A 21701-nucleotide genomic window follows, 5' to 3' on the forward strand; every position below is an offset into this window, starting at 1 on the left:
CGCCCATCCCGCCCTGCTCCTGCTCGGTGGTGGTGTCGATCGGGACGTCGATGGTGATGGCGAAGCCCTTCTCCACGGAGCCCGTGATCTGCGGCAGCTGTGTCTCGTAGCCGTCCGAGAAGACGTTGTCCGTCTCGAGGCTGACCTGGGCGAAGTTCGCCGTCGACCCGTCGTAGGCCGAGGTGGCGTAGACCTGCGAGGACTGCTCCTCGGGCATGGCGATCTGGGAGGTGAGGACGTTGTTCGTCGCGTCCGTGATGGACGCCTTGTCCGGGAACACCTCGAAGTGCAGGTGGGGCCACCGGCCGGCGTAGCAGCCGGGCCACACCGTGGTGAAGGTGACCGTGCCGTCGTCGCCCACCACCTGGACGCCGCGCAGGTAGGTCTCCTCCGTGATGCCGTCCGAGTACATCGAGTAGCGGCCCTGCGCGTCGGCGTGCCAGAGGTACACGGCGGCGCCGGTCATGGCGGCGTCGCCGTTGGCCATGTCGATGACGTTCATCGTCACCGTCAGCGGGACGCCCTCGGCGACGGTGCCCGTGTCGATGCTCGTGGTCAGGTCGGAGCGTTCGATGCCGGACGCGTCGAGCACGTCCGGGCCGTTGGAGCCGTCGCCCGGGTACGGGCCTGCGGTCTCGGTGACCATCTCGGTCAGGGTGGCGGACGGCGAGGCGCTCGCCGCCGACGAGGAGGCCGCGGGTGACGAGGAGCCGGCGCTCGCCGACGTCGAGCCGGAGGAGGACGAGGCGCCCTCCTGGACGCCGCACGCGGCGAGGACGAGGGCCCCCGCCCCCGCGCCGAAGATGCCCAGCGCGTTGCGGCGGGAGACGAGCGTGCCGACGTCGAAGGCGGCGCCCTGGTCCTCGACGTCCTCGGCCGGGCGGTGGAAGGCCCGGCCCTCGAAGGTGGGCGTGACGGCGGGGGCCTCGCCTCCCTCCGTGGCCTGGGGGAAGGGACGGCGGGAGCGGGTCGGGAGCCAGGGGGCCATGGAGTTCCTCTCGTGGGGCGCCCGCCGGGTGGCGGGCCGCGTCGAGAGGCCAGCATGGCAACGGATGCAGGACGTTTCCGTGAGATCGGCGGGATGGCTCCAGGACGTCCTCTGGGAGGTTCCTGACACGGGCGGCAAGCCCGCAACCGCCCCGGCGGTGTCGACATGGAGGGCCATGTCCCTGGTGACCGGGGCGGTCCGCGCGTGCCCTCGGCCCGGCTCCCTTGACGCCCGAGTCCGGCTTCTTCGCCGAGGAGACAGTTCCGTGGCCGTGGTCCACCTCGTCACCGCATTGCGCACGCACCGCCCGCAGCTCGAGTTCCCGCAGGTGCACGCCAACCCCACCCCGGGCGGCCCTGCGGCACCGCGCTCGTGTCACGAATGTTGAACGTCGGGCTGCGGTCGGCCCGCCGGGGCGGGGCCGGACTACGAGCCGCTCGAGGCCGCCGACCCCCGCTGAGCCGCGCCGGGCCGCCTCAGACCTCCGGGGCCTCCCCGAGGTGGCTCGGCGCCCACATCGCCAGGCGGGTCTGCACCACGACGACGTTCGGCCCGTCCGCCTGGAACGCGCGCTCGAGCGCGCCGCGCACGTCCTCCACTCCCACCGTCTCGGCGGGCACGCCGAAGGAGGCGGCGAGGGCCTGGAAGTCCGGCCGGTCGAGCTCGGTGGCCGTGGCCTTGCCGAACGCGCCCTCCATGTACTCGCGCAGGATGCCGTACCCGCCGTCGTCGATGATCAGCCACGTCACCGCCGCGCCGTGCTGCCTGGCGGCCGCGAGCTCGGCGAGGGAGTACATCGCCGAGCCGTCGCCGGCGACGGCGAGCACGCGCCCGTCGATCCCGGTGCGGCCCTGGTGGGCCAGGCCCACCGCGCCGCCGAACGCGGCCGGGAACCCGTAGCCGAGCCCCCCGGCGCCCTGCGCCGAGTGGAACTCGCCGTCCTGCGCGTCCCAGCAGTTCCACGCCCAGTAGGCGGCGATGGTCATGTCCCAGTACGTCTGCATGGTCGACGGGACGGCGGCGCGGATGTCCGCCAGGAGCCGGCGCTCCACGCCGAGGTCCTGGGCGTCGAGGCGGGCGTCGATCCGCGCGTTGACGTCGGCGACCACCTCGGTCGGGGTGCGGCCGTGCCAGACGGCGGCGTCCTGCGCCACCGAGCCCGACTCGCGCAGCGCCGCGGCCAGGGCCTCGAGCGCCTGGCCGGCGTCGGCGCGCACACCCAGCGTGGGGTGGTTGGTCTCCAGCACGCGCGGCTCCGCGTCCACCTGGATGAGGCGGCCGCGCGGCTCGAGCGTGAAGTAGTTGGAGGTGACCTCGCCGAGCGAGGAGCCCACCACGAGCAGCACCTCCGCGTCCTCGAGCAGGTCCGTGACGAGGCGGTCCTCCACCCAGCCGCCGAGGCTGAGCGGGTGCCCCCACGGGAAGGCGGTGTTGCCGCCCGGCGAGCAGACCACGGGCGCCTGGAGCAGCTCCGCGACCTCCCGCAGGCTCTCCACCGCCGCCCGGCCGGAGCGGCGCACACCGCCGCCGGCCACGATCGCCACCCGCCCGGCCCCGCGCAGCCAGCGCACGGACTCGGCCACGAGCTCGGCGCGCGGCGGGTGGTCGTAGGGCACGGCCAGGGCGTCCTCGACCGGGGGCACCATGACCTCGCCGAGCAGCACGTCCTGCGGGATCTCGACCCACACCGGCCCCTGCGGCACGGTGACGGCCTCGGCCCACGCGTCCTGGATGGCGGACGGGATGCCCGAGGCGTGGTGGACCGTGAACTGGGCCTTGGTGACGTTGCGGGCCGAGGCCTTCTGGTCGTCCAGCTGGTGCAGCATGCCCTTGCGCCGGGCGCCGAGCCCGGACAGCGGGATCTGCGAGGCGATCACGAGCATCGGCACACCCGTGGCGTACGCCTCCTGCAGGCCGGCCAGCGAGGTGAGCGCGCCCGGGCCGGTGGACAGGAACAGCACGCCGACCTCGCCGGTGGCTCGGGCGTACCCGTCCGCGGCGAAGGCGGCGTTGTTCTCCACGCGGTTCGAGACGAACTCCAGCGGGGAGCGGGACAGGGCGTCGAAGAGGCCCAGGGCGTGCTGGCCCGGGATGCCGAAGACCGTCCGTGCACCCAGGGCGTGGAGCGTCTCGACGGCGAGGTCGCCGCCGCTGCGCCGCGGAGCCGCCGTCGTCGTCTGCTCGTCGGTCATCGGCCCGGCTCCTCACCGGCGGCCGCGCGGGTGGCGCGGCGGTCGGCCATCAGGGAGATGAGGTCGTAGGCCACATGGGAGGCGGCGACGCCGGTCAGCTCGGCGTGGTCGTAGGCCGGGGCCACCTCCACCAGGTCCGCGCCCACGATGTCGAGCCCGCGCAGCCCGCGGAGGATCTCGAGCAGCTCGCGGCTCGTGATGCCGCCGGCCTCGGGGGTGCCGGTGCCCGGCGCGTGCGCGGGGTCGAGGACGTCGATGTCCACCGAGATGTAGAGCGGCCGGCCCCCGATGCGCTGGCGCAGCTGGTCCACGATCTCGTCCACGCCCTGACGGAACACGTCCGAGGAGGTGACGATGCCGAAGCCCATGCGGTGGTCGTCGTCGAGGTCCTTCTTGCCGTAGAGCGGACCGCGGGTGCCCACATGCGAGATGGCCTCGGTGTCCAGGATCCCCTCCTCCACGGCGCGGCGGAACGGCGTGCCGTGGGTGTACTCGGCGCCGAAGTAGGTGTCCCACGTGTCCAGGTGGGCGTCGAAGTGCAGCAGGGCCACGGGCTCACCCGCACGGGCGGAGGCGGCGCGCAGCAGCGGCAGCGCGATGGTGTGGTCGCCGCCGATGGTCATGAGCGAGGAGCCGTCCTCGGTGAGGTCCATCGCGTCCTGCTGGATCGCCTCGATGGCCTCGCCGATGTCGAACGGGTTCACCGCCATGTCCCCGGCGTCCACCACCTGGGCCTGCGCGAAGGGCGAGGTGTCCGTGGCGGGGTTGTACGGGCGCAGCAGCCGCGAGGACTGCCGCACGTGGCCGGACCCGAAGCGTGCACCGGGGCGGTAGGAGACGCCGGCGTCGAACGGCACGCCGACCACCTTGATCTCCGGGGCGACGCCGGCCGCGGCCGCCTCGTCCAGGCGCGGCAGCAGCGCATAGGTGGGGGCGCCGCCGTAACGGGGCACGAGGGCGGAGTTCACGGGGCCGTGGCGGCCGTTGTCCTCGACGCGGGGGATCTCGAGCATCTGGATGTCCTCTCTGGGCTGTTCGATTCGGTCTGGTCGGTCTGGTCTGGTCTGTCCGGTGCGGGCATGCCGCACGGTTCACGCGTGGCCCACGAGGGTCCACAGCACGACGGCGGGGCGGTCGTCCGGATTGGCCCACGAGTGAGGCTCGCGGCCGGGGAAGGTGACGGTGTCCCCCTCCTCCAACAGGTGCACGGCCTCGGTGGTCCGCAGCTCGAGGCGGCCGGTGACCACGTGCACCGCCTCCACGCGGCAGTCCACGGTGTACAGCTCCGTCTCCCCGCGGCCGTGCGGCGCGATGTCCGCGCGCAGGATCTGCAGGTCGCGACTGCCGCGCGGGGTGATCAGGCGCTCGCGGATGCCCTCGCCGCCGAGGCTGACCGCGGGGGCGTCGGCGAGGCGCACGACCGTCACCTCGGGCGCGTCCAGGACGTCGCCCGGGCTCGCGCCGAGCACCTGGCACAGGGTCACGAGCGTGCTCACGGACGGGCTCGTCAGGTCCCGCTCGAGGCGGGAGAGGAAGCCCTTGCTGACGCCGGCCGCCTCGGCCAGCTGGGCCACGGTGAGCCGCCGCGCCTCGCGCAGCGCGCGCAGCCGACGGCCGATCAGCGCCTGGCCCGGCGCGGTCTCGAGCGGGAGGGCCTTCATCGCGTTCCTCCCGACGTCGGCCAGGCGACGTCGCCGAGGTCACCCTGGACGCCATGTTGTCTGACAAGCAACATGTGTTTACCGTAGACCCATATCGTGTGATCGGCAACACGCCGATCGCTCCCGTCCCGCCCGCGGCGCCCCCTCATCCCGGCGCCCTGGATCCTCTCGCCCCAAGGACCGCCCGTGACCCTCAACCTGACCATCGTCGCCGTCTACCTGGTCGGCATGCTCGCCTTCGGCTGGTGGGGCAAGACCCGCGCCGCCAGCTCGGAGGACTACCTCGTGGCGGGCCGCCGTCTCGGGCCGATGCTGTTCACCGGCACCATGGCCGCCGTCGTGCTCGGCGGCGCCGCCACCGTGGGCGGCGTCGGCCTGGGGTACGAGTTCGGGCTCTCCGGTGCGTGGCTCGTGGCCGCCATCGGCGTCGGCGTGCTCATCCTGTCGGTGGCGTTCGCCCCGATCCTGGCCCGTCTGAAGATCTACACCGTCTCGCAGATGCTGCGCCTGCGGTACGGCCGCGGCGGGGCCTCCCACGCCTCCTCCTTCGTGATGCTCGCCTACACGCTCATGCTCGCCGCCACCTCCACGGGCGCCTACGCGTCGATCTTCGTGGTGCTCTTCGGCTGGGACCGCTGGCTGTCCGTCCTGGTGGGCGGCGGCATCGTGCTGGCCTACTCCGTGCTCGGCGGCATGTGGTCCATCACCCTGGCCGACATGGCCCAGTTCCTCATCATGACCATCGGCCTGTTCGCCCTCATGCTCCCCCTCTCCCTGGCCAACGCCGGCGGCTGGAGCGCCATGCAGGAGCGCCTGGGCGCCGAGTTCTTCAGCTGGGACGGGATCGGCGTGCAGTCGATCGTCACCTACGTCGTGGTCTACACCCTCGGCCTGCTGATCGGCCAGGACGTCTGGCAGCGCGTCTTCACGGCCCGCTCCCCGCGCGTGGCCCAGATCGGCGGCGCCACCGCGGGGCTGTACTGCATCGCCTACGGCGTCGCCGGCGCCGTGATCGGGATGGCCGCCCGCACGGTGACCGCGGACATCGCCACCACGGACGACGTGTTCGCGTGGGTCGCCCAGAACCTGCTGCCCGTCGGCATCGGTGGCGTGGCCCTGGCGGCCGCCGTCGCGGCCATGATGTCCACCGCCTCGGGGGCGATCATCGCGGCCTCGACCGTGATGCGCACGGACATCCTCCCCATCCTCCGCGGCGAGGCCACCGCCTCCGAGGACGGCGCCACCGCCGAGGACGAGGCTCCGGAGACCGCGGCGGAGCTCGCCTCGAACCGCGGCTGGGTGCTGCTGCTCGGCGCCGTCGTGCTGGGGCTGGCGATCGTCGTCCCGGACGTGGTGGCGGCCCTGACCATCGCGTACGACATCCTCGTGGGCGGCCTGTTCGTCGCGATCGTCGGCGGCCTCGTGTGGCAGCGCGGCACCGGCACGGCGGCCCTGTGGTCCATGGTGGTCGGGACGGTGGGCACCCTCGGCACCATGGGCTGGCTCGAGCTGAACGCGGCCGAGCCCTTCGAGGGCGTCTTCGCGAACGAGCCGATCTACGTCGGCCTGGCCGCCTCCGCCGTCGTGTACGTCCTCCTCAGCCTGATGACCCGGCCCACCGACCCCGCGGTCCTCGAGGCCTGGCGGGTGCGCTCCCGCCACGGCGTCGACGCAGCGGTCTGAGATTGCCGCTGGCCGATGACCCCGGGGCCTGTGATCCTCCGACGCCCGCACGATGGCCGAGGCCAGGCGGTGCGGTGGCGGGCGACCCTTCCCCCGGGCTCCCCCCGGCCCTAGTGTGTGCAAAAGCCCGGGACCGGGACTCCCCCTCGGGTTCGCCCCGTCTCTCGCCCCGTCGGGGTCTCGCTGGAGACAGAAAGGCAGCAGTTCTCATGACCACCAAGAACCGCGCCGTGGCATTCCACGGCATCAAGGACGTGCGCGTCGACGAGCTGGACTTCCCCAAGCTGGAGATGCCCAACGGCTCCGCCGCCCCGCACGGCGTCATCCTCAAGATCGTCGCCACCAACATCTGCGGCAGCGACCTGCACATTTACCGCGGCTCCTTCCCCGTGCCCGAGGGCATGGTGCTGGGTCACGAGATGACCGGCCAGGTGCTGGAGGTCGGCAGCGACGTCCAGTTCCTGAAGGAGGGCGACCTCGTCTCCGTGCCGTTCAACGTGGCCTGCGGCCGCTGCCGCAACTGCCGCGCCGGCCGCACTGAGATCTGTGAGACCGCCAACCCGGAGCAGGCGTGCGCCGCCTACGGCTTCAATCTGGGCGACTTCCAGGGCGGACAGGCCGAGTACCTGTTCGTGCCGTACGCCGACTTCCAGCTGCTGCGCTTCCCGGACCAGGAGCAGGCGATGGAGAAGATCCTGGACCTGGCCGTGCTCTCGGACATCCTCCCCACGGCGTTTCACGGTCTCATGGCGGCCGGCGCCAAGCCCGGCTCCACCGTCTACATCGCCGGCGCCGGCCCCGTGGGCCGGTGCGCCGCGGCCGCCGCTCGACTGCTGGGCGCCTCGTGCATCATCGTGGGCGACCAGGACGCCTCGCGTCTGGAGCTGGTGCGCAAGCACGGCTGCGAGACCATCGACCTCTCCGTCACGGAGAACCTGCAGGACGCCGTGAACGACATCCTCGGCGAGCCGATGGTGGACTGCGCGGTGGACTACGTCGGCTCCGAGGCCCACGGCCTGGGCTCCGAGTCCGATGAGATGCAGCCGATCGCCGCCGTGAACCAGGTCCTGGACATCACCCGTCCGGGCGGTGCCACGGGCATCATCGGCATCTACGGGCCGGACCCGATCGCGGAGACGAAGGCTGAGCAGGAGGGCACCTTCCCGGTGGACTTCGGCAAGGCCTGGATCAAGTCGCCCCACATCATCGGCGGGCAGGCGCCCATCATGCGCTACAACCGCCAGCTGATGATGTCGATCCTGTGGGACCGGATGCCGTACCTGACGGAGTTGGTCAACCCGCGCGTGATCAGCCTGGACGAGGCACCCCAGGCCTACGCGGAGTTCGACCAGGGCTCCGTGGACAAGTTCATCATCGACCCCCACGGCATGATCGCCCGCTGAGCGGTCCGCCTCCGGAGGCACGACGGCGCCCCTCACCTGCCCGCGCAGGTGAGGGGCGCCGTCGTCGTCCGCGGATCAGGTCGCGTGCAGCAGCGTGGCGGTGATCCCGAGGGCCGCCAAGCCCACCACCAGCGCGACCATGCAGGCCACCGACGCCAGCGCTGGCCGGGCCTGCTCCCGCGCGATCCCGTCCGCGTGCGCCACGTAGCGCCGGCGCTGCGTGGCCAGCACCGCCGCCCCGCCGACGGCCGCCACCACCGCAGGCCCGAACGCCCAGGCGCCGACGGCCGGCCACCACCTCAGGAACGTGAGGCTGAGCACGCCCAGCGCCAGGACCGTGCGGCCCCAGCTCATCACGGTGCGCTCGGGCTGCAGCCCCGGGTCGTGATGCAGACGCATCGTCTCAGCCCCGCGGCAGGACGACGGCGGCCAGCAGCGCCACGACGGCCAGCACGACGCCCCCCGCGAGGATCGGGACGATCAGCGGCAGCGGCAGCGGACGGCCGCGGCGCATCGCCCGTTCCACCCGGAGCCAGCGCGCGCCCGCGCCCAGGGCGAGCAGCGCCGCCAGGACGAGCAGCACCGTGCTCAGCACCACCCGGACCGGCGGCGCGAAGAGGGCACCGGTGAACGCCTCCACCGCGACCCCGCCGGCCAGCAGCGCCAGCGCCGTCCGGACCCAGGCCAGGAACGTGCGCTCGTTGGCGAGCGTGAACCGGGGGTCCGGCTCGTCCCCGCCCGCCAGGAGGCGTTTCTGCCAGGCCGGCCGGCCGCCGTCGTGCGCGGTGGCCTCGGGGCCGTCGGGGGTCTCTGCTGCGTCCATGCGGCCATGGTAGCGACGGCGTAGACTGGCCGGTCGAGCGCGCCCGGCCGCCGCGGCCCGCGACGGCGGCGCCCCATCCCCGTCCCGCCCGTCCGATGGAGCCCCATGAGCCCCGCCCACGCCGCCACGCCTGCGGCACGCCCCGAGCCGACCCGTGAACAGGTCCGACGCTGGCGCCGCTACCTCGCCGACGAGATCGCCGAGGGCCAGATCTATCGCGACATCGCCGCCCGCAAGGACGGTGTGGAGCGCGACATCCTGCTCGGCCTCGCCGAGGCCGAGCGCCGCCATGAGCAGCACTGGCGGATTCTCCTGGGCGAGCACGCCGAGAACCCCCCGCGCCCCTCCTTCCGTCGCATCCTGCTGCGCTGGCTCGCACGGATCTTCGGCTCCGTGTTCGTGCTGGCCCTGGCCCAGCGCGCCGAGTCGGACACCCCCTACGCGAAGGACCAGGACGCCCCCGAGGGCATGGCGGCGGACGAGGCCATCCACGAGGAGGTCGTGCGGGGCCTCGCCGCCCGGGGTCGCGAACAGCTGGCCGGCAACTTCCGCGCCGCCGTCTTCGGCATGAACGACGGGCTGGTCTCCAACCTGGCGCTCGTGATGGGCATCGGCGCGACGGGCGTGGCGCCGTCCGTGGTGCTGTTCACCGGCGTGGCCGGACTGCTCGCGGGCGCGCTGTCCATGGCGGCCGGCGAGTACGTCTCGGTGCGCTCCCAGCGGGAGCTGCTCGAGGCCTCCTCCCCCACCCAGATCACCCTCGAGGCGGCCCAGCACCTGGACCTGGACCACAACGAGCTCACGCTCGTCTACCTGGCCCGCGGCATGACGCCCGAGGACGCCGAGCACCGGGCACTCGAGCGCCTCGGCTATCTCTCGTGCGACTGCAACCCGCAGTTCTCCGCCCGCCCCGACGGCTCCCAGGGGCCCGTGGACCACTCGGACTCCTTCGCGGAGATCGGCTCGGCGTGGAGCGCCTCCCTGTCCAGCTTCGCGTTCTTCGCCTCCGGCGCGCTCATCCCGATCCTGCCGTACATCTTCGGCATGTCCGGGCTGTGGGCCCTGGGCCTGGCGGCGGCGATGGTGGGCGCGGCCCTGCTCTTCACCGGCGGTGTGGTCGGGCTGCTGTCCGGCTCCTCACCGCTGGCCCGGGCCCTGCGCCAGCTCGCGATCGGCTTCGGCGCCGCCGCCGTGACGTACGTGCTCGGCCTGCTCTTCGGCGCGAACGTGGGCTGACGGGCGCCCATCGCCTGCTCCGCCCCGCACGGCACACGGCCCCTGCCCCTCAGGACGAGGGACAGGGGCCGTGGTGCCTCCGCCTGCCGATGCGGGGCGCCGGCGCCCCGCACCGCGGGATCAGGCCTGGGCCTGCAGGATCTCCCGCATCAGCTGGGCGGTCTCGGACGGGGTCTTGCCGACCTTCACGCCCGCGGCCTCGAGGGCCTCCTTCTTGGCCTGCGCGGTGCCCGCGGAGCCGGAGACGATGGCGCCGGCGTGGCCCATGGTCTTGCCCTCCGGGGCGGTGAAGCCGGCCACGTAGCCGACGACCGGCTTGGTGACGTGGGCCTTGATGAACTCGGCCGCACGCTCCTCGGCGTCGCCGCCGATCTCACCGATCATCACGATGGCCTGGGTGTCCGGGTCGGCCTCGAACGCCTCGAGGGCGTCGATGTGGGTGGTGCCGATGACCGGGTCGCCGCCGATGCCGATGGCGGTGGAGAAGCCGAAGTCACGCAGCTCGTACATCATCTGGTAGGTCAGCGTGCCGGACTTGGACACGAGGCCGATGGGGCCGGTGCCGGTGATGGTGGCCGGGGTGATGCCCGCCAGGGCCTCGCCCGGGGTGATGATGCCGGGGCAGTTCGGGCCGATGATGCGGGTCTTCGGCTTGCCGTCCTCGCCGGTCTTCGACTGGGACAGGGCAAAGAACTCGGCGGAGTCCTGCACCGGGATGCCCTCGGTGATGACCACGAGCAGCGGGATCTCGGCCTCGATGGCCTCGATGGCGGCGTCCTTGGCGAAGGCCGGCGGCACGAAGGCCACGGACACGTCCGCACCGGTCTTCTCCATGGCCTCCTTGACGGTGCCGAAGACGGGCAGCTCGACGGCGTTGCCGTCCTTGTCCTCGTGGGACACGGTGGTGCCGGCCTTGCGGGCGTTCACGCCGCCCACGATGTTCGTGCCGGCCTTGAGCATGAGGCGGGTGTGCTTGGTGCCCTCACCGCCGGTGATGCCCTGGACGATGACCTTGGAGTCCTTGTTCAGGTAGATCGACATAGCTGTTTCCTCAGTCTTTCCGAACGGTCAGTTCGCGGAGTGGGCGAGCTCGGCGGCCTTGTCGGCGCCCTCGTCCATGGTGGCGGCCAGGGTGACGAGCGGGTGGTTCGCCTCCTGCAGGATGCGGCGGCCCTCCTCCACGGCGTTGCCGTCCAGGCGCACGACCAGCGGCTTGGTGGCGGTGTCGCCCAGGATCTCGAGGGCCTTGACGATGCCGTTCGCGACCTGGTCGCACGCGGTGATGCCGCCGAAGACGTTCACGAACACGGACTTGACCTGCTCGTCGCCCAGGATGACGTCGAGGCCGTTGGCCATGACCTCGGCGTTGGCGCCGCCGCCGATGTCCAGGAAGTTGGCCGGCTTCACGCCGCCGTGCTGCTCGCCGGCGTACGCGACGACGTCGAGGGTGGACATCACGAGGCCGGCGCCGTTGCCGATCACGCCGACCTGGCCGTCCAGCTTCACGTAGTTGAGGTCGTTGGCCTTGGCCTTGGCCTCCAGCGGGTCCTCGGTGCGCTCGTCGACGAGGGCGGCGTGGTCCTCGTGGCGGAACTGCGCGTTGTCGTCGAGGGAGACCTTGCCGTCCAGGGCGAGGATCTGGCCGTCGCCGGTCTTCACCAGCGGGTTCACCTCGACGAGGGTGGCGTCCTCCTTCTCGAAGACCTCCCAGAGCTTCTGGATGACCTCGGCGACGTCGGCGCGCAGCTCCTCGGGGAAGCCCGCCTCGGCGACGATCTTCTGGGCGGTCTCGGCGTCGATGCCGGTCAGCGCGGAGACGGGCACCTTGGCGAGGGCCTCGGGGCGCTCCTCGGCGAGCTGCTCGATCTCCATGCCGCCCTCGACCGAGCACATGGCCAGGTAGGTGCGGTTGGCGCGGTCCAGCAGCACGGAGAAGTAGTACTCCTCGGCGATGTCGGCGCCCTGGGCGATCATGACCTGGTGCACGGTGTGGCCCTTGATGTCCATCCCCAGGATGGCCTTGGCGTGCTCGTAGGCCTCGTCGGCCGTCTTGGCGACCTTCACGCCGCCGGCCTTGCCGCGGCCGCCGACCTTCACCTGCGCCTTGACGACGGTGACGCCGCCGATCTTCTCCGCGGCCGCCTTGGCCTCGTCCGGGGTCTGCGCAACGATGCCGGCCAGCACGGGGACGCCGTGCGCCTCGAACAGATCGCGCGCCTGGTACTCATACAGGTCCACGGTGGTGTGTCCTTCTTGGTCGAAGACAGGGTCTGCCGGCCTCGCCCGCGGGCGCGGCCGACGTCGACGCCCCCTCCGTGGCCGGGCCGGGCACGGGGGCACAGCAGGGCGGCGGACGGCGGCGTTCCACGGCTCACTCTAGTCCACACCGCGGAGAGACCGGGGGGTCGGCGGGCCGGTCCTGTCAGCCCTCGACCTTCGTCAGCGGGGCGTAGCGCAGCAGCAGCCGCTTCTGCGCCCCGGTGGCGTCGAAGGTGACGGTCGCGACGGTCTTGTCCCCGGCGCCCGCGACGGCGTCCACGCGCCCCTCGCCGAAGGTCGCGTGGGAGACGCGGTCGCCCGGGCTGAGCGCCACGATCTCCTTCTGCGGCTGCACCCGGCTCGGCGCCTTCCCCCGCACCACGGCGGAGGGCACCGTGAGGTCCGCCGGCTCGTCCCCGCGGGTGAGGCGCTGGGGCCGCGCGCCGTCGTCGTCCCGGGACCGCCAGGCCGGCCGCCCGCCCCCGAACCGCCCCGCGTAGCGCGAGGTGCCGGCGCCGGTCAGGCTCAACGAGCCGGCCGAGCGCGTGGTGCCCTCCCGCTCCCAGTCGATGAGCGCCTCCGGGATCTCCCCGAGGAACTGGCTGGGCGGGTTGAACTGGTGCTGGCCCCACAGCGAGCGTGCCTCGGCGCGCGTCAGGAACAGGCGACGGCGGGCGCGCGTCAGGCCCACGTAGGCCAGGCGACGCTCCTCCGCGAGCTCCTTCTCGTCCGTCATCGAGCGGGCGTGCGGGAACACCCCGTGCTCCATGCCCGTCAGGAACACGACGGGGAACTCGAGGCCCTTGGCGGTGTGCAGTGTCATGAGCGTGACCTGGCCCTGCTGCTCCGCGAGCGCCTCGCCCTCCACGTCCGGGGCCGTGGGCAGCTGGTCCGCGTCCGCCACGAGCGCCACCTGCTCGAGGAAGTCGGACAGGGTGCCGTCCGGGTGCGTCGTCTCGAAGGAGCGGACGACGGCGACGAGCTCGCCGAGGTTGTCCGCGCGGGACTCGTCCTGCAGGTCCTCGGACTCGCGGAGGGCGGCCAGCATCCCGGACTGCTCGAGGACGGCCTCCAGGACGGTGGCCGGGCCGGCGGACTCGGCGACCTGGCCAAGGTCGTCCATCATCTGCACGAAGCCGCGGACGGCCTTGAGTGAGCGGGCGGCCATGCCGGGGGCGTTCTCGGCGTCGCGCAGGGCCGCGGAGAACGTGGAGCGGTTGCGCTCGGCCCACGCGGCGACGGCGCCCTCGGCCCGGTCCCCGATGCCCCGCTTGGGCTCGTTGAGGATGCGGCGCACGTTGACGTCGTCGTCGGGGTTGACGATCACCCGCAGGTAGGCGAGCGCGTCCTTGATCTCCTTGCGGTCGTAGAAGCGCGTGCCGCCGATGACGCGGTACGGGATGCCACGCGTCACCAGCCGCTCCTCGAGCGCACGGGACTGCGCGTTGGTCCGGTAGAACACGGCGACGTCGGCCGGGCGGATCCCGTCCTCGTCCTGCAGCCGGTCGATGGTGCTGGCGATCCACTCCGCCTCGGCGGACTCGTTCTCCGCGGCGTAGCCGACGATCGCGGGACCCTCCCCCTCGGCCGTCCACAGGCGCTTGGGACGGCGGTCCGGGTTGCGCTCGATCACCGCGTTGGCGGCGTCCAGGATGGTCTGCGTGGAGCGGTAGTTCTGCTCGAGCTTGATGGTGACGGCGTCCGTGAAGTCCTGCTCGAACTCGACGATGTTGCGGATGTCCGCGCCGCGGAACGCGTAGATGGACTGGTCCGAGTCGCCGACGACGGTCAGCTCGCCGCCGGGGGTCTCCACGCCCTCGGGGTCGCCCGCCGGGCCGGCGAGGAGCCGGATCAGGCGGTACTGGGCGTGGTTGGTGTCCTGGTACTCATCCACGAGGACGTGGCGGAACCGGCGGCGGTAGTTGTCCAGCACGCGCGGGAACGCCTCGAACATGTGGACCGTCATGCCGATCAGGTCGTCGAAGTCCAGGGCGTTGGCCTGGCGCAGGCGGGCCGTGTAGCCCCGGTAGACGGCGGCGACGGCGCGGCCCCACGGGTCCCCCTCGGCCACGGTGGCGGCGTAGTCGTCCGCCTCCACGAGCTCGTTCTTCAGGGAGCTGATGCGGTTCAGCAGGGCCTTGGGCGCGAAGCGCTTCGGGTCCAGCTCGTGCTGCTTGGCGACGGTGGTGACCAGGCGCAGGCTGTCCGCCGAGTCATAGATGGTGAACGTGGACTTCAGCCCGATGTTGGCGGCCTCGTTGCGCAGCAGCCGCACGGCGGAGGAGTGGAACGTGGAGATCCACATCCGCTGGGCGGTGGGACCGATCAGCCCGGCCACACGCTCGCGCATCTCCGCGGCGGCCTTGTTCGTGAAGGTGATGGCGAGGATCTCGTGCGGCCGCGCCCGTCCGGTGGCGAGCAGCCACGCGATGCGGTGGGTCAGCACCCGGGTCTTGCCCGAGCCGGCGCCCGCCACGATCAGCAGCGGCGCCCCCGTGTGGGTCACCGCGGCTGCCTGCTGCGGGTTGAGCCCCGCCACGAGCGACTCGGGAGTGTGCGCCGGCGCGGCCGGCCGGGCGTCCTCACCCCAGGCCTCGGGGTCCGCGGCCGCGCGCGTGACGGCCGGGGGCACGAGCCCGGGCAGGGCGGTCTCCGCGTCCGCCGGGCGGCGGGTGCGGTCGAGGTTCAGGGGCGTGCGTCCGAGCGCGGAGAAGAGGTCAGCCATGGCGGATCCAGTCTAGGCGGGGCTCCGGACGCGACAGCGGGCGCCGCCGTCGTCTCCCCTGCCCCGCCCTACCCGTCCGCACTTTCGAACGTGATGTGGGGCCTGTCTCGCGTTCGAAAGTCCCCATGACCCCGATTTCACGTTCGAAAGTGGGCTGGGCTGGGCGGAGCGGAGCCGGACCGGGGCCGGACCGGCTCGGCCGGTCTGGGAGGATGGACCGCGGAGGTGCCCCGTGTCCCAGAAGTCCCGCAAGTCCCGTCCGCGCCCGTCGCGGCCCGCCGCGCGTCCGGTCGCCGAGTCCCCGCGCTCCCGTCCCACGCTGCGGGACGTCAACGTCCGTGAGGACCTCGCCACGGCCGCTGAGCGCGAGGGCAGCCCGGCGATCCCGGTGAGCGCGCTGATCGTGACCACCCTGCTCGTGGGCGCGTACCTCCATCTGCTGGTGCTGCAGCAGATGACCCAGCTCAGCGGCGGCCTGGCGATGCCGGACTCTCTGCTGTTCTACGGGCAGGACCACATCCGCGCGCTCTCCGCGGTCATGGACGAGGACGCCCGCGGCCAGCTGAACTGGGTGCACAAGACGGCCGGCGTGATCTTCCCGATCGCCGTGGCGCTGACGGTCACCGCGGTCGGCGCGTGGCGCCTGCGTCCCGCCGGCGCCAAGTGGGTCGTCTTCGGGCTGGGCGTGCTGTTCGCGGTCGTGGACATCTGCGAGAACATCGCGATCGAGCAGGCCATCGCCGCCGGCGGCCCGGGCACCGGCCTGGCCGCCGCCCTGACGCTGACCCGCTGGCTCCTGCTCGCGCTGCTCGCGCTGGCGGTGGCCGTGATGCTGTGGGCCGGGCGGCGCCGTCGTCGTGGTCCCGCCGCGCGGGGGGCCTGAGGGGCTAGACTCGCTCACCGGACCGACGCGCGGTCCACGCCCCAGTAGCTCAGTTGGATAGAGCGACCCTCTCCTAAAGGGTAGGCCGTCGGTTCGATTCCGGCCTGGGGCACCCGGGTGGCCGGTCCGGCCACCGCCTCATTCCGCGTCGGCGAACTGCGTGGTGTAGAGCTCCGCGTACCGTCCGTCCGCCGCGAGCAGCGCGGCGTGCGTGCCGCGCTCCACGATCCGACCCGCCTCGACCACGAGGATCTCGTCCGCGCTGCGGACGGTGGAGAGCCGGTGCGCGATCACGATCGCGGTCCGCCCGGCCAGGGCCTCCCCCAGCGCCTCCTGGATGGCGCGTTCGTTGGTGGAGTCCAGCGCCGCCGTCGCCTCGTCCAGCACCACCACGCGCGGGGCCGCCAGCAGCAGCCGCGCGATCGTCATGCGCTGCCGCTCGCCGCCGGAGAGGCGGTAGCCGCGCTCGCCGACCACGGTGTCCAGCCCGTCCGGCAGCGCCTCGACCACGGGGCGCAGGCGGGCCCGCTCGACGGCGTCCCACAGCTGCTCGTCCGTCGCGTCGGGGCGGGCCAGCGTCAGGTTGGCGCGCACGGTCTCGTGGAAGAGGTGACCGTCCTGGGTCACCATGCCCACGGCCCGCTGCAGGTCCGCGAACGCGAGGTCCCGCACGTCCACGCCGCCGATCTCGACGGCGCCGGAGGTGACGTCGTGCAGGCGCGTGACGAGCGAGGCGATGGTGGACTTGCCCGCACCCGAGGAGCCCACGAGGGCCACGGTGGCCCCGGCGGGCACGGCCACGTCGATCCCGTGCAGCACCTCCTCGCCGCCGCGCGTGTCCAGCACGGAGACCTCCTCGAGGGAGGCCAGGGACACCTGCTCCGCGGTGGGGTAGGCGAATCGCACGTCCCGCAGCCGCACGGACAGGGGCCCCTCCGGCAGGGCGGCGGGCCGCGCGGGCTCCGTGATGAGGGGCTCCAGGTCCAGGACCTCGAACACGCGCTCGAAGCTCACGAGCGCGCTCATGATCTCCACGCGGGCGTTCGCCAGCGCGGTCAGGGGCGCATACAGGCGGGTCAGCAGCAGGGCGAGGGTGACGACGTCGCCGGCGTCGAGGGTGCCCGCGATCGCCTGGAGCCCGCCCACGCCGTACACGGCCGCGAGCGCGAGCGCGGAGACCAGGGTGAGCAGCGTGGTGAAGACGGCCTGGCGCACGGAGATGTCCACGCCGGTGGCGCGCACGCGGTCCGCACGGCGGGCGAACTCCGCGGACTCGGCGGCGGGGCGGCCGAAGAGCTTGATGAGCGTGGCGCCGGGAGCGGAGAACCGCTCGGTCATCTGGTCGCCCATGGCCGCGTTGTGCCCGGCCCGTTCGCGGGACAGGCCTGCCAGCTTCGAGCCGACCGCCCGGGCCGGCACCAGGAACAGCGGCAGCATCACGAGGGACAGGACGGTGACCTGCCAGCTGGTGGCCACCATGACACCCAGGGTCAGCGCCACGGACACCACGTTCGCGACGACGCCGGAGAGGGTCCGCGAGATCGCCGACTGCGCCCCGATCACGTCGTTGTTCAGGCGTGAGACGAGCGCGCCGGTGCGGGTGCGCTGGAAGAACGCCACCGGCATGCGCTGCACGTGGTCGAACACGGCGGTGCGCAGGTCGTAGATGACGCGTTCTCCCAGCCTGGAGGAGAGCCATTTGGTGAACACGGACAGCGCCGCGTCGAGCACGGCCACGAGGGCGATCAGCAGGGCCAGGCGCACCACGAGCCCGCGGTCCGCGCCACCGGTGATCGCGTTGACGACGTCGCCGGCCAGCACGGGCGAGGCCACGCCGAGCACCGCGCCCACGATGGACGCCGCGACGAACACGATCAGTCGGGTGCGGTACCGGCCCGCGAACGCGATGGTCCGGCGCACCGTGCCGCGGGCGAGGCTCTGCTGGGCCTCGGACTGTCCGCGGGTCATCCGCATCATGGACATCCGTGCCGCCGACTCCATGCTCATGGGCCCCTCCGCTCTCTCGACCGTTCGAGAGTCTAGGAACCGCCGGGCACGGGCGGGCGCGATTCCGCTTCCGGCATCAGGCCGCCAGGCGCAGGTAGTCCCGCCACGCCTCGGCGGGCCGCTCCAGCTCGCGGATCCGCCACTGGGCCCCGCGCGGGCGCACCGGCTCCACCCGCAGCCGCCAGCCCAGGGCCTCGAGTGAGCGGTCCGCCTTGGCCCCGTTGCAGCGCAGGCAGCAGGCCACGAGGTTCTCCCACGTGTTCTCGCCGCCCCGCGAGCGCGGCCGCACGTGGTCCACGGTGGTGGCGTGGGCGCCGCAGTAGGCGCAGCGGTGTCCGTCCCGGCGCAGCACACCCTTGCGGGAGACCGGGGTCGCGTCCGTGTGGGGCACCCGGATGTACTGGTGCAGCAGGATCACGAGGGGTCGGCCCCACGCGCGGGTGGGGCTGCGCATCGGGTCCCCGGCGTCCTCGAGCACGCTCGCCTTGCCGGTGGCCACGAGCAGCAGCGCTCGGCGGTCGGAGACGACCGAGAGGGGTTCGTAGCCGGCGTTGAGGACGAGTGTGCGCATCGGGGGCCTCGAGAGCGTGGGGACACAGGGGGCGTCGTGTCCCCACGCTAGACGCGGGTGCATCGGCGCGCCGCGTGTCGTCTGCGGTGGCGGAAGAGGTTCACCGGCCCGTCACCGGGCCATCACGCGCCCGTCACGCACGACGGCGGCGCGCCGCGTCTCAGCCGTCGAGGCGCTCGACCCACACGTGTGCGGCCGTGGCCGTGGCCAGCTCGAGGGCCCCGCCGTCCGCGGCCGCGCCGTCCTCCGCCTCGCCCTCGACCCGGATGTACCCGGCGTCGCGGGCGGCCTCGGCCCGCACCACGCGGCCGGGGGTCACGCCGGCGCCGGCCAGCTGGGCCAGCAGGTCGGGGTCGGTCTGCACACCCTCGGCCAGCCCGCGGACGCGGAACCGGCCGGCGGTGGCGGCCTCCTCGGAGAGCCGGGTGCCCGCCAGGCCCATGTCGCGGCTCCAGTCCTCGGCGGAGGCCTGCTCGGGCCGGGGCGGGATCGGGGTGCCGTAGGGGGTCTCGGTGGGGTTCTCCAGCAGCGTGAGCAGGCGACGCTCCACCTGGTCGCTCATCACGTGCTCCCAGCGGCAGGCCTCCTCGTGGACGAGCTCCCACTCGAGGCCGATCACGTCCGCGAGCAGGCGCTCGGCCAGGCGGTGCTTGCGCAGCACGGACACGGCCCGTTCACGGCCCGCCACGGTCAGCTCCAGCCGGCGGTCCGTGCCCACGTGCACCAGCCCGTCCCGCTCCATGCGGGCCACGGTCTGGGAGACGGTGGGGCCGGAGTGCTCCAGTCGCTCGACGATGCGGGCGCGCAGCGGGGGGATGCCCTCCTCCTCGAGCTCGAGGATCGTGCGCAGGTACATCTCGGTGGTGTCGATCAGATCCGTCATGGCGCGTCCTCTTCCCTCGGGCTCTTCGTCCCGGACATCCTAGCGAGGCGTGAGTCACGTGGACGGCCGGTGGTCCCGGGCGCGGGAGAATGGGCACGACCCGCGACCCCGAAGCGTCAGGAGCACGCATGACCTCCCCCGCCGAGATCACCATCCCCCAGGACCTGCTGCCGGCCGACGGCCGCTTCGGCGCCGGCCCGTCCAAGGTCCGCCCCGAGCAGCTGAGCGCGCTCCAGGACGCGGCCGGGCTGCTCGGCACCTCGCACCGCCAGAAGCCGGTCAAGGACCTCGTGGCGCGCGTCCGGTCCGGCGTCGCCGAGCTGTTCTCGGCGCCGGAGGGCTACGAGGTGATCCTCGGCGTCGGCGGCTCCACCGCGTTCTGGGACGCGGCCGCCTTCAGCCTGGTCCGCGAGCGCGCCCAGCATCTGAGCTTCGGCGAGTTCGGCTCGAAGTTCGCCAAGGCCACCGACCAGGCGCCGTTCCTGGCCCCGTCGGACATCCGCACCTCCGAGCCGGGCACCCGCCCCGAGCCGGAGGCCGTGGCCGGGGTCGACGTGTACGCGTGGCCGCACAACGAGACCTCCACCGGTGTCATGGCGCCCGTCGTCCGCCCCGCGGGCATCGACGAGGACGCCCTGGTCGTGGTCGACGCCACCTCGGCCGCAGGCGGCCTGCCGGTGGACGTGTCCGAGGCGGACGTGTACTATTTCGCGCCGCAGAAGAACTTCGCGTCCGACGGCGGCCTGTGGCTCGCGCTGTTCTCCCCGCGGGCCCTGGCGCGGGTCGCGGAGATCAAGGAGTCCGGTCGCTGGATCCCGGCGTTCCTGGACCTCGCCACGGCCGTGGACAACTCCCTCAAGGACCAGACCTACAACACGCCCGCGCTGGCCACGCTCGTCATGCTGGACGCGCAGCTGCGCTGGATGAACGGCCAGGGCGGGCTGGACGCGATGACCGCCCGCACCGCCGACTCCTCCTCGCGCGTGTACGCGTGGGCCGAGGCGTCGTCCTTCGCCACGCCCTTTGTGGCCCGGCCGGAGGACCGCTCCGCCGTGATCTGCACCGTCGACTTCTCCGACGACGTCGACGCGGCGGCGGTCGCCCAGGTCCTGCGCGCCAACGGCGTGGTGGACGTGGAGCCCTACCGCAAGCTCGGCCGGAACCAGCTGCGGATCGCGACCTTCGCCGCGACCGAGCCTGAGGACGTCGCGGCGCTGCTGCGCTGCATCGACCACGTGGTCGAGCGCCTGGGCTGAGCCGGGTCAGCCGCGGGCCGCGGCCTCGGGCGTCCCGTCCCCCTCGGCGTCGGGCGCCGGGGCGCCGGGCACGCGGCCCTCGGCCACGGCCTTCAGCCGCTCGCGCTCCTCCTCGTTCACGCGCTCGGCGTACGGCACCCACGGGGGTGCCACGAGCGAGCCCTCCCCCGCCATGAGGCCGGTCTCGCACACGGTGACCTGCTTGGCACGCGGGGCTCGGGCGATCGTCACGTACCAGAGCCAGCCCGCGTAGCCGGGCAGGCGGCACGCGAAGCGGTGGGTCAGGAGGCGGTCGTCGTCCACGAGCACGTCCACGTGCTCCCCCACCTCGTCCGGGGCGGCCAGCCCGGCCAGCCCGGCGCGGGCGGTGTCCACGGCGGCGGCGAGCAGCTCGTCGCGGCGCGGGGCCCGGCGGCGCGCGGGCGGCACGGCCGTTCTCTCCTCGGCGGGCGCGGCGTCGGGGCTCCGGTGGTCGACGCGCGGGGCGTCGTCGTGGGTGGTCATGGCTCAGGCCTCCAGGTCGTCGGCGACACGGCGCAGCACCTGCGCCATCTTCTGCGCCTGGGCGCGCTGGGGGTAGCGGCCGCGGCGCAGGCCGTTGGAGGCCTGGTCCAGCCACGTGATGAGGTCCTCCATGAGGACGGCCATCTCGGTGGCGCCGGGCCGGTGGTTGCGGACCACCGAGGGCGCGGCGTCGAGCACGCGCAGCGAGAGCGCCTGCTTGCCGCGGCGGCCCTCGGCCACGCCGAACTCCACGCGGGTGCCTCCGCGCAGCTCGGTCACCCCGGCCGGCAGGGCCGAGGCGGGCACGTGGACCTCCTCGCCCTCGTCCGTCTGGGCGAACCCGAAGCCCTTGGTCGAGTCGTAGAACTTGATGCGTCCGGTGGGCATGTGCGTCACCTGCTCCTCGTCATGTGGGTCCTCCGCGTCGGGCCGGCGCCGCGGGGGCGGCCGTGCTCTCGTCTCGGGTCGGCGGGGTCCGGCACCGGCGTGGCGGTGCGCCGCGGCATCGGTGGGACCAGCCTGGCCGTGCGCCCGGAGGGGACGGCGGAGGACGTGGTCGTCAATGACCTCCCAGGATAGCCCGACTAGAGTGGCGGGCATGCCTCGGACCTCCACCCTCCCCGCCCC

The 21701-nt window shown here is 73.1% G+C and carries 19 protein-coding genes and 1 tRNA gene; 6 read left to right on the forward strand and 14 right to left on the reverse strand.

From position 1 onward, the window contains the following. The 4 genes from J1M44_RS01440 to J1M44_RS01455 form a co-directional block, all read right to left on the reverse strand. Positions 1 to 988: intradiol ring-cleavage dioxygenase (locus tag J1M44_RS01440; RefSeq protein WP_206480427.1), on the reverse strand; the 988-nt coding region annotated here is incomplete at its 3' end. A gap of 476 nt (positions 989 to 1464) precedes the next feature. After that, positions 1465 to 3180: a thiamine pyrophosphate-binding protein gene (locus J1M44_RS01445; RefSeq protein WP_206480428.1), complete on the reverse strand. Its 1716-nt coding sequence runs from the start codon at positions 3178 to 3180 to the stop codon at positions 1465 to 1467. Next, positions 3177 to 4193 carry an agmatinase gene (gene speB, locus J1M44_RS01450; RefSeq protein ID WP_206480429.1) on the reverse strand — a complete coding sequence of 339 codons (1017 nt, stop codon included), beginning with the start codon at positions 4191 to 4193 and terminating at the stop codon, positions 3177 to 3179. Before speB ends, J1M44_RS01445 begins: the two co-directional genes overlap by 4 nt. A 78-nt stretch (positions 4194 to 4271) precedes the next feature. Beyond that, entirely contained in the window at positions 4272 to 4841 is a 570-nt protein-coding gene (locus tag J1M44_RS01455) for an XRE family transcriptional regulator (protein WP_044659018.1), read from the reverse strand. Positions 4842 to 5027: 186 nt separating this feature from the next. Between J1M44_RS01455 and J1M44_RS01460 the strand changes: the two genes are divergently transcribed. Both J1M44_RS01460 and J1M44_RS01465 read left to right on the forward strand, forming a co-directional pair. After that, positions 5028 to 6524, forward strand: a complete 1497-nt coding sequence (locus tag J1M44_RS01460) for a sodium:solute symporter family transporter (RefSeq protein WP_206480430.1) — start codon at positions 5028 to 5030, stop codon at positions 6522 to 6524. A gap of 209 nt (positions 6525 to 6733) precedes the next feature. Beyond that, the gene (locus J1M44_RS01465; protein WP_206480431.1) at positions 6734 to 7927 is read left to right on the forward strand and encodes an alcohol dehydrogenase catalytic domain-containing protein; all 1194 of its coding nucleotides are present in this window, start codon (positions 6734 to 6736) and stop codon (positions 7925 to 7927) included. Positions 7928 to 8002: 75 nt separating this feature from the next. Here J1M44_RS01465 and J1M44_RS01470 read toward each other — a convergent pair whose 3' ends face one another. Continuing rightward, the gene (locus tag J1M44_RS01470; protein ID WP_180536912.1) at positions 8003 to 8326 is read right to left on the reverse strand and encodes a DUF202 domain-containing protein; all 324 of its coding nucleotides are present in this window, start codon (positions 8324 to 8326) and stop codon (positions 8003 to 8005) included. Positions 8327 to 8330: 4 nt separating this feature from the next. Next, positions 8331 to 8750 carry a YidH family protein gene (locus tag J1M44_RS01475; RefSeq protein WP_206480432.1) on the reverse strand — a complete coding sequence of 140 codons (420 nt, stop codon included), beginning with the start codon at positions 8748 to 8750 and terminating at the stop codon, positions 8331 to 8333. A gap of 105 nt (positions 8751 to 8855) precedes the next feature. Between J1M44_RS01475 and J1M44_RS01480 the strand changes: the two genes are divergently transcribed. Continuing rightward, positions 8856 to 9986 carry a VIT1/CCC1 transporter family protein gene (locus J1M44_RS01480; protein ID WP_206480433.1) on the forward strand — a complete coding sequence of 377 codons (1131 nt, stop codon included), beginning with the start codon at positions 8856 to 8858 and terminating at the stop codon, positions 9984 to 9986. Between the two features lie 120 nt (positions 9987 to 10106). Here J1M44_RS01480 and sucD read toward each other — a convergent pair whose 3' ends face one another. The 3 genes from sucD to pcrA form a co-directional block, all read right to left on the reverse strand. Then, the gene (gene sucD / locus J1M44_RS01485; RefSeq protein WP_206397322.1) at positions 10107 to 11027 is read right to left on the reverse strand and encodes a succinate--CoA ligase subunit alpha; all 921 of its coding nucleotides are present in this window, start codon (positions 11025 to 11027) and stop codon (positions 10107 to 10109) included. A 27-nt stretch (positions 11028 to 11054) separates the two neighbouring features. Next, positions 11055 to 12224 (reverse strand): ADP-forming succinate--CoA ligase subunit beta, encoded by a 1170-nt coding sequence (gene sucC, locus J1M44_RS01490; RefSeq protein WP_060774753.1) that lies wholly within the window; start codon positions 12222 to 12224, stop codon positions 11055 to 11057. Between the two features lie 184 nt (positions 12225 to 12408). Beyond that, complete coding sequence (pcrA, locus tag J1M44_RS01495) at positions 12409 to 14970, reverse strand: DNA helicase PcrA (protein ID WP_206480434.1); 2562 nt, start codon at positions 14968 to 14970, stop codon at positions 12409 to 12411. 232 nt (positions 14971 to 15202) lie between these two features. On the opposite strand from pcrA, the gene J1M44_RS01500 reads away from it, so the two are divergent. Both J1M44_RS01500 and J1M44_RS01505 read left to right on the forward strand, forming a co-directional pair. Next, complete coding sequence (locus J1M44_RS01500) at positions 15203 to 15853, forward strand: hypothetical protein (RefSeq protein ID WP_206480435.1); 651 nt, start codon at positions 15203 to 15205, stop codon at positions 15851 to 15853. 38 nt (positions 15854 to 15891) lie between these two features. Further along, positions 15892 to 15965 (forward strand) — tRNA-Arg (locus tag J1M44_RS01505). Between the two features lie 26 nt (positions 15966 to 15991). Here the strand turns inward: J1M44_RS01505 and J1M44_RS01510 are convergent. From J1M44_RS01510 to J1M44_RS01520, 3 genes are all read right to left on the reverse strand, one after another. Next, positions 15992 to 17860 (reverse strand): ABC transporter ATP-binding protein, encoded by a 1869-nt coding sequence (locus J1M44_RS01510; RefSeq protein ID WP_206480436.1) that lies wholly within the window; start codon positions 17858 to 17860, stop codon positions 15992 to 15994. A 76-nt stretch (positions 17861 to 17936) separates the two neighbouring features. After that, on the reverse strand, positions 17937 to 18431 hold the full coding sequence (locus tag J1M44_RS01515; protein WP_002855584.1) for an HNH endonuclease: 495 nt from the start codon (positions 18429 to 18431) through the stop codon (positions 17937 to 17939). A gap of 160 nt (positions 18432 to 18591) precedes the next feature. Further along, a complete protein-coding gene (locus J1M44_RS01520) occupies positions 18592 to 19314 on the reverse strand; it encodes a metal-dependent transcriptional regulator (RefSeq protein ID WP_060774758.1) in 723 nt (240 codons plus the stop codon). A gap of 128 nt (positions 19315 to 19442) precedes the next feature. On the opposite strand from J1M44_RS01520, the gene serC reads away from it, so the two are divergent. After that, positions 19443 to 20570 carry a phosphoserine transaminase gene (gene serC, locus J1M44_RS01525; RefSeq protein WP_002855580.1) on the forward strand — a complete coding sequence of 376 codons (1128 nt, stop codon included), beginning with the start codon at positions 19443 to 19445 and terminating at the stop codon, positions 20568 to 20570. Between the two features lie 6 nt (positions 20571 to 20576). Here serC and J1M44_RS01530 read toward each other — a convergent pair whose 3' ends face one another. Together J1M44_RS01530 and J1M44_RS01535 are read right to left on the reverse strand one after the other, a co-directional pair. Next, entirely contained in the window at positions 20577 to 21074 is a 498-nt protein-coding gene (locus J1M44_RS01530; RefSeq protein ID WP_002855573.1) for a DUF3027 domain-containing protein, read from the reverse strand. A 3-nt stretch (positions 21075 to 21077) separates the two neighbouring features. Further along, complete coding sequence (locus tag J1M44_RS01535) at positions 21078 to 21461, reverse strand: cold-shock protein (protein ID WP_010079414.1); 384 nt, start codon at positions 21459 to 21461, stop codon at positions 21078 to 21080. Positions 21462 to 21701 lie beyond the last annotated feature (240 nt).

This window comes from Micrococcus sp. KRD128, assembly GCF_017168395.1.
GTDB lineage: Bacteria > Actinomycetota > Actinomycetes > Actinomycetales > Micrococcaceae > Micrococcus > Micrococcus luteus.

Excerpts from the sequence above, each read along its gene's own strand:
- J1M44_RS01445 (WP_206480428.1), bottom strand. The coding sequence starts at position 3,180 with ATGACCGACGAGCAGACGACGACGGCGGCTCCGCGGCGCAGCGGCGGC.
- speB (WP_206480429.1), bottom strand. The coding sequence starts at position 4,193 with ATGCTCGAGATCCCCCGCGTCGAGGACAACGGCCGCCACGGCCCCGTG.
- J1M44_RS01455 (WP_044659018.1), bottom strand. The coding sequence starts at position 4,841 with ATGAAGGCCCTCCCGCTCGAGACCGCGCCGGGCCAGGCGCTGATCGGC.
- J1M44_RS01465 (WP_206480431.1), top strand. The coding sequence starts at position 6,734 with ATGACCACCAAGAACCGCGCCGTGGCATTCCACGGCATCAAGGACGTG.
- J1M44_RS01470 (WP_180536912.1), bottom strand. The coding sequence starts at position 8,326 with ATGCGTCTGCATCACGACCCGGGGCTGCAGCCCGAGCGCACCGTGATG.
- J1M44_RS01475 (WP_206480432.1), bottom strand. The coding sequence starts at position 8,750 with ATGGACGCAGCAGAGACCCCCGACGGCCCCGAGGCCACCGCGCACGAC.
- J1M44_RS01480 (WP_206480433.1), top strand. The coding sequence starts at position 8,856 with ATGAGCCCCGCCCACGCCGCCACGCCTGCGGCACGCCCCGAGCCGACC.
- sucD (WP_206397322.1), bottom strand. The coding sequence starts at position 11,027 with ATGTCGATCTACCTGAACAAGGACTCCAAGGTCATCGTCCAGGGCATC.
- pcrA (WP_206480434.1), bottom strand. The coding sequence starts at position 14,970 with ATGGCTGACCTCTTCTCCGCGCTCGGACGCACGCCCCTGAACCTCGAC.
- J1M44_RS01510 (WP_206480436.1), bottom strand. The coding sequence starts at position 17,860 with ATGAGCATGGAGTCGGCGGCACGGATGTCCATGATGCGGATGACCCGC.
- J1M44_RS01515 (WP_002855584.1), bottom strand. The coding sequence starts at position 18,431 with ATGCGCACACTCGTCCTCAACGCCGGCTACGAACCCCTCTCGGTCGTC.
- J1M44_RS01520 (WP_060774758.1), bottom strand. The coding sequence starts at position 19,314 with ATGACGGATCTGATCGACACCACCGAGATGTACCTGCGCACGATCCTC.
- serC (WP_002855580.1), top strand. The coding sequence starts at position 19,443 with ATGACCTCCCCCGCCGAGATCACCATCCCCCAGGACCTGCTGCCGGCC.
- J1M44_RS01530 (WP_002855573.1), bottom strand. The coding sequence starts at position 21,074 with ATGACCACCCACGACGACGCCCCGCGCGTCGACCACCGGAGCCCCGAC.
- J1M44_RS01535 (WP_010079414.1), bottom strand. The coding sequence starts at position 21,461 with ATGCCCACCGGACGCATCAAGTTCTACGACTCGACCAAGGGCTTCGGG.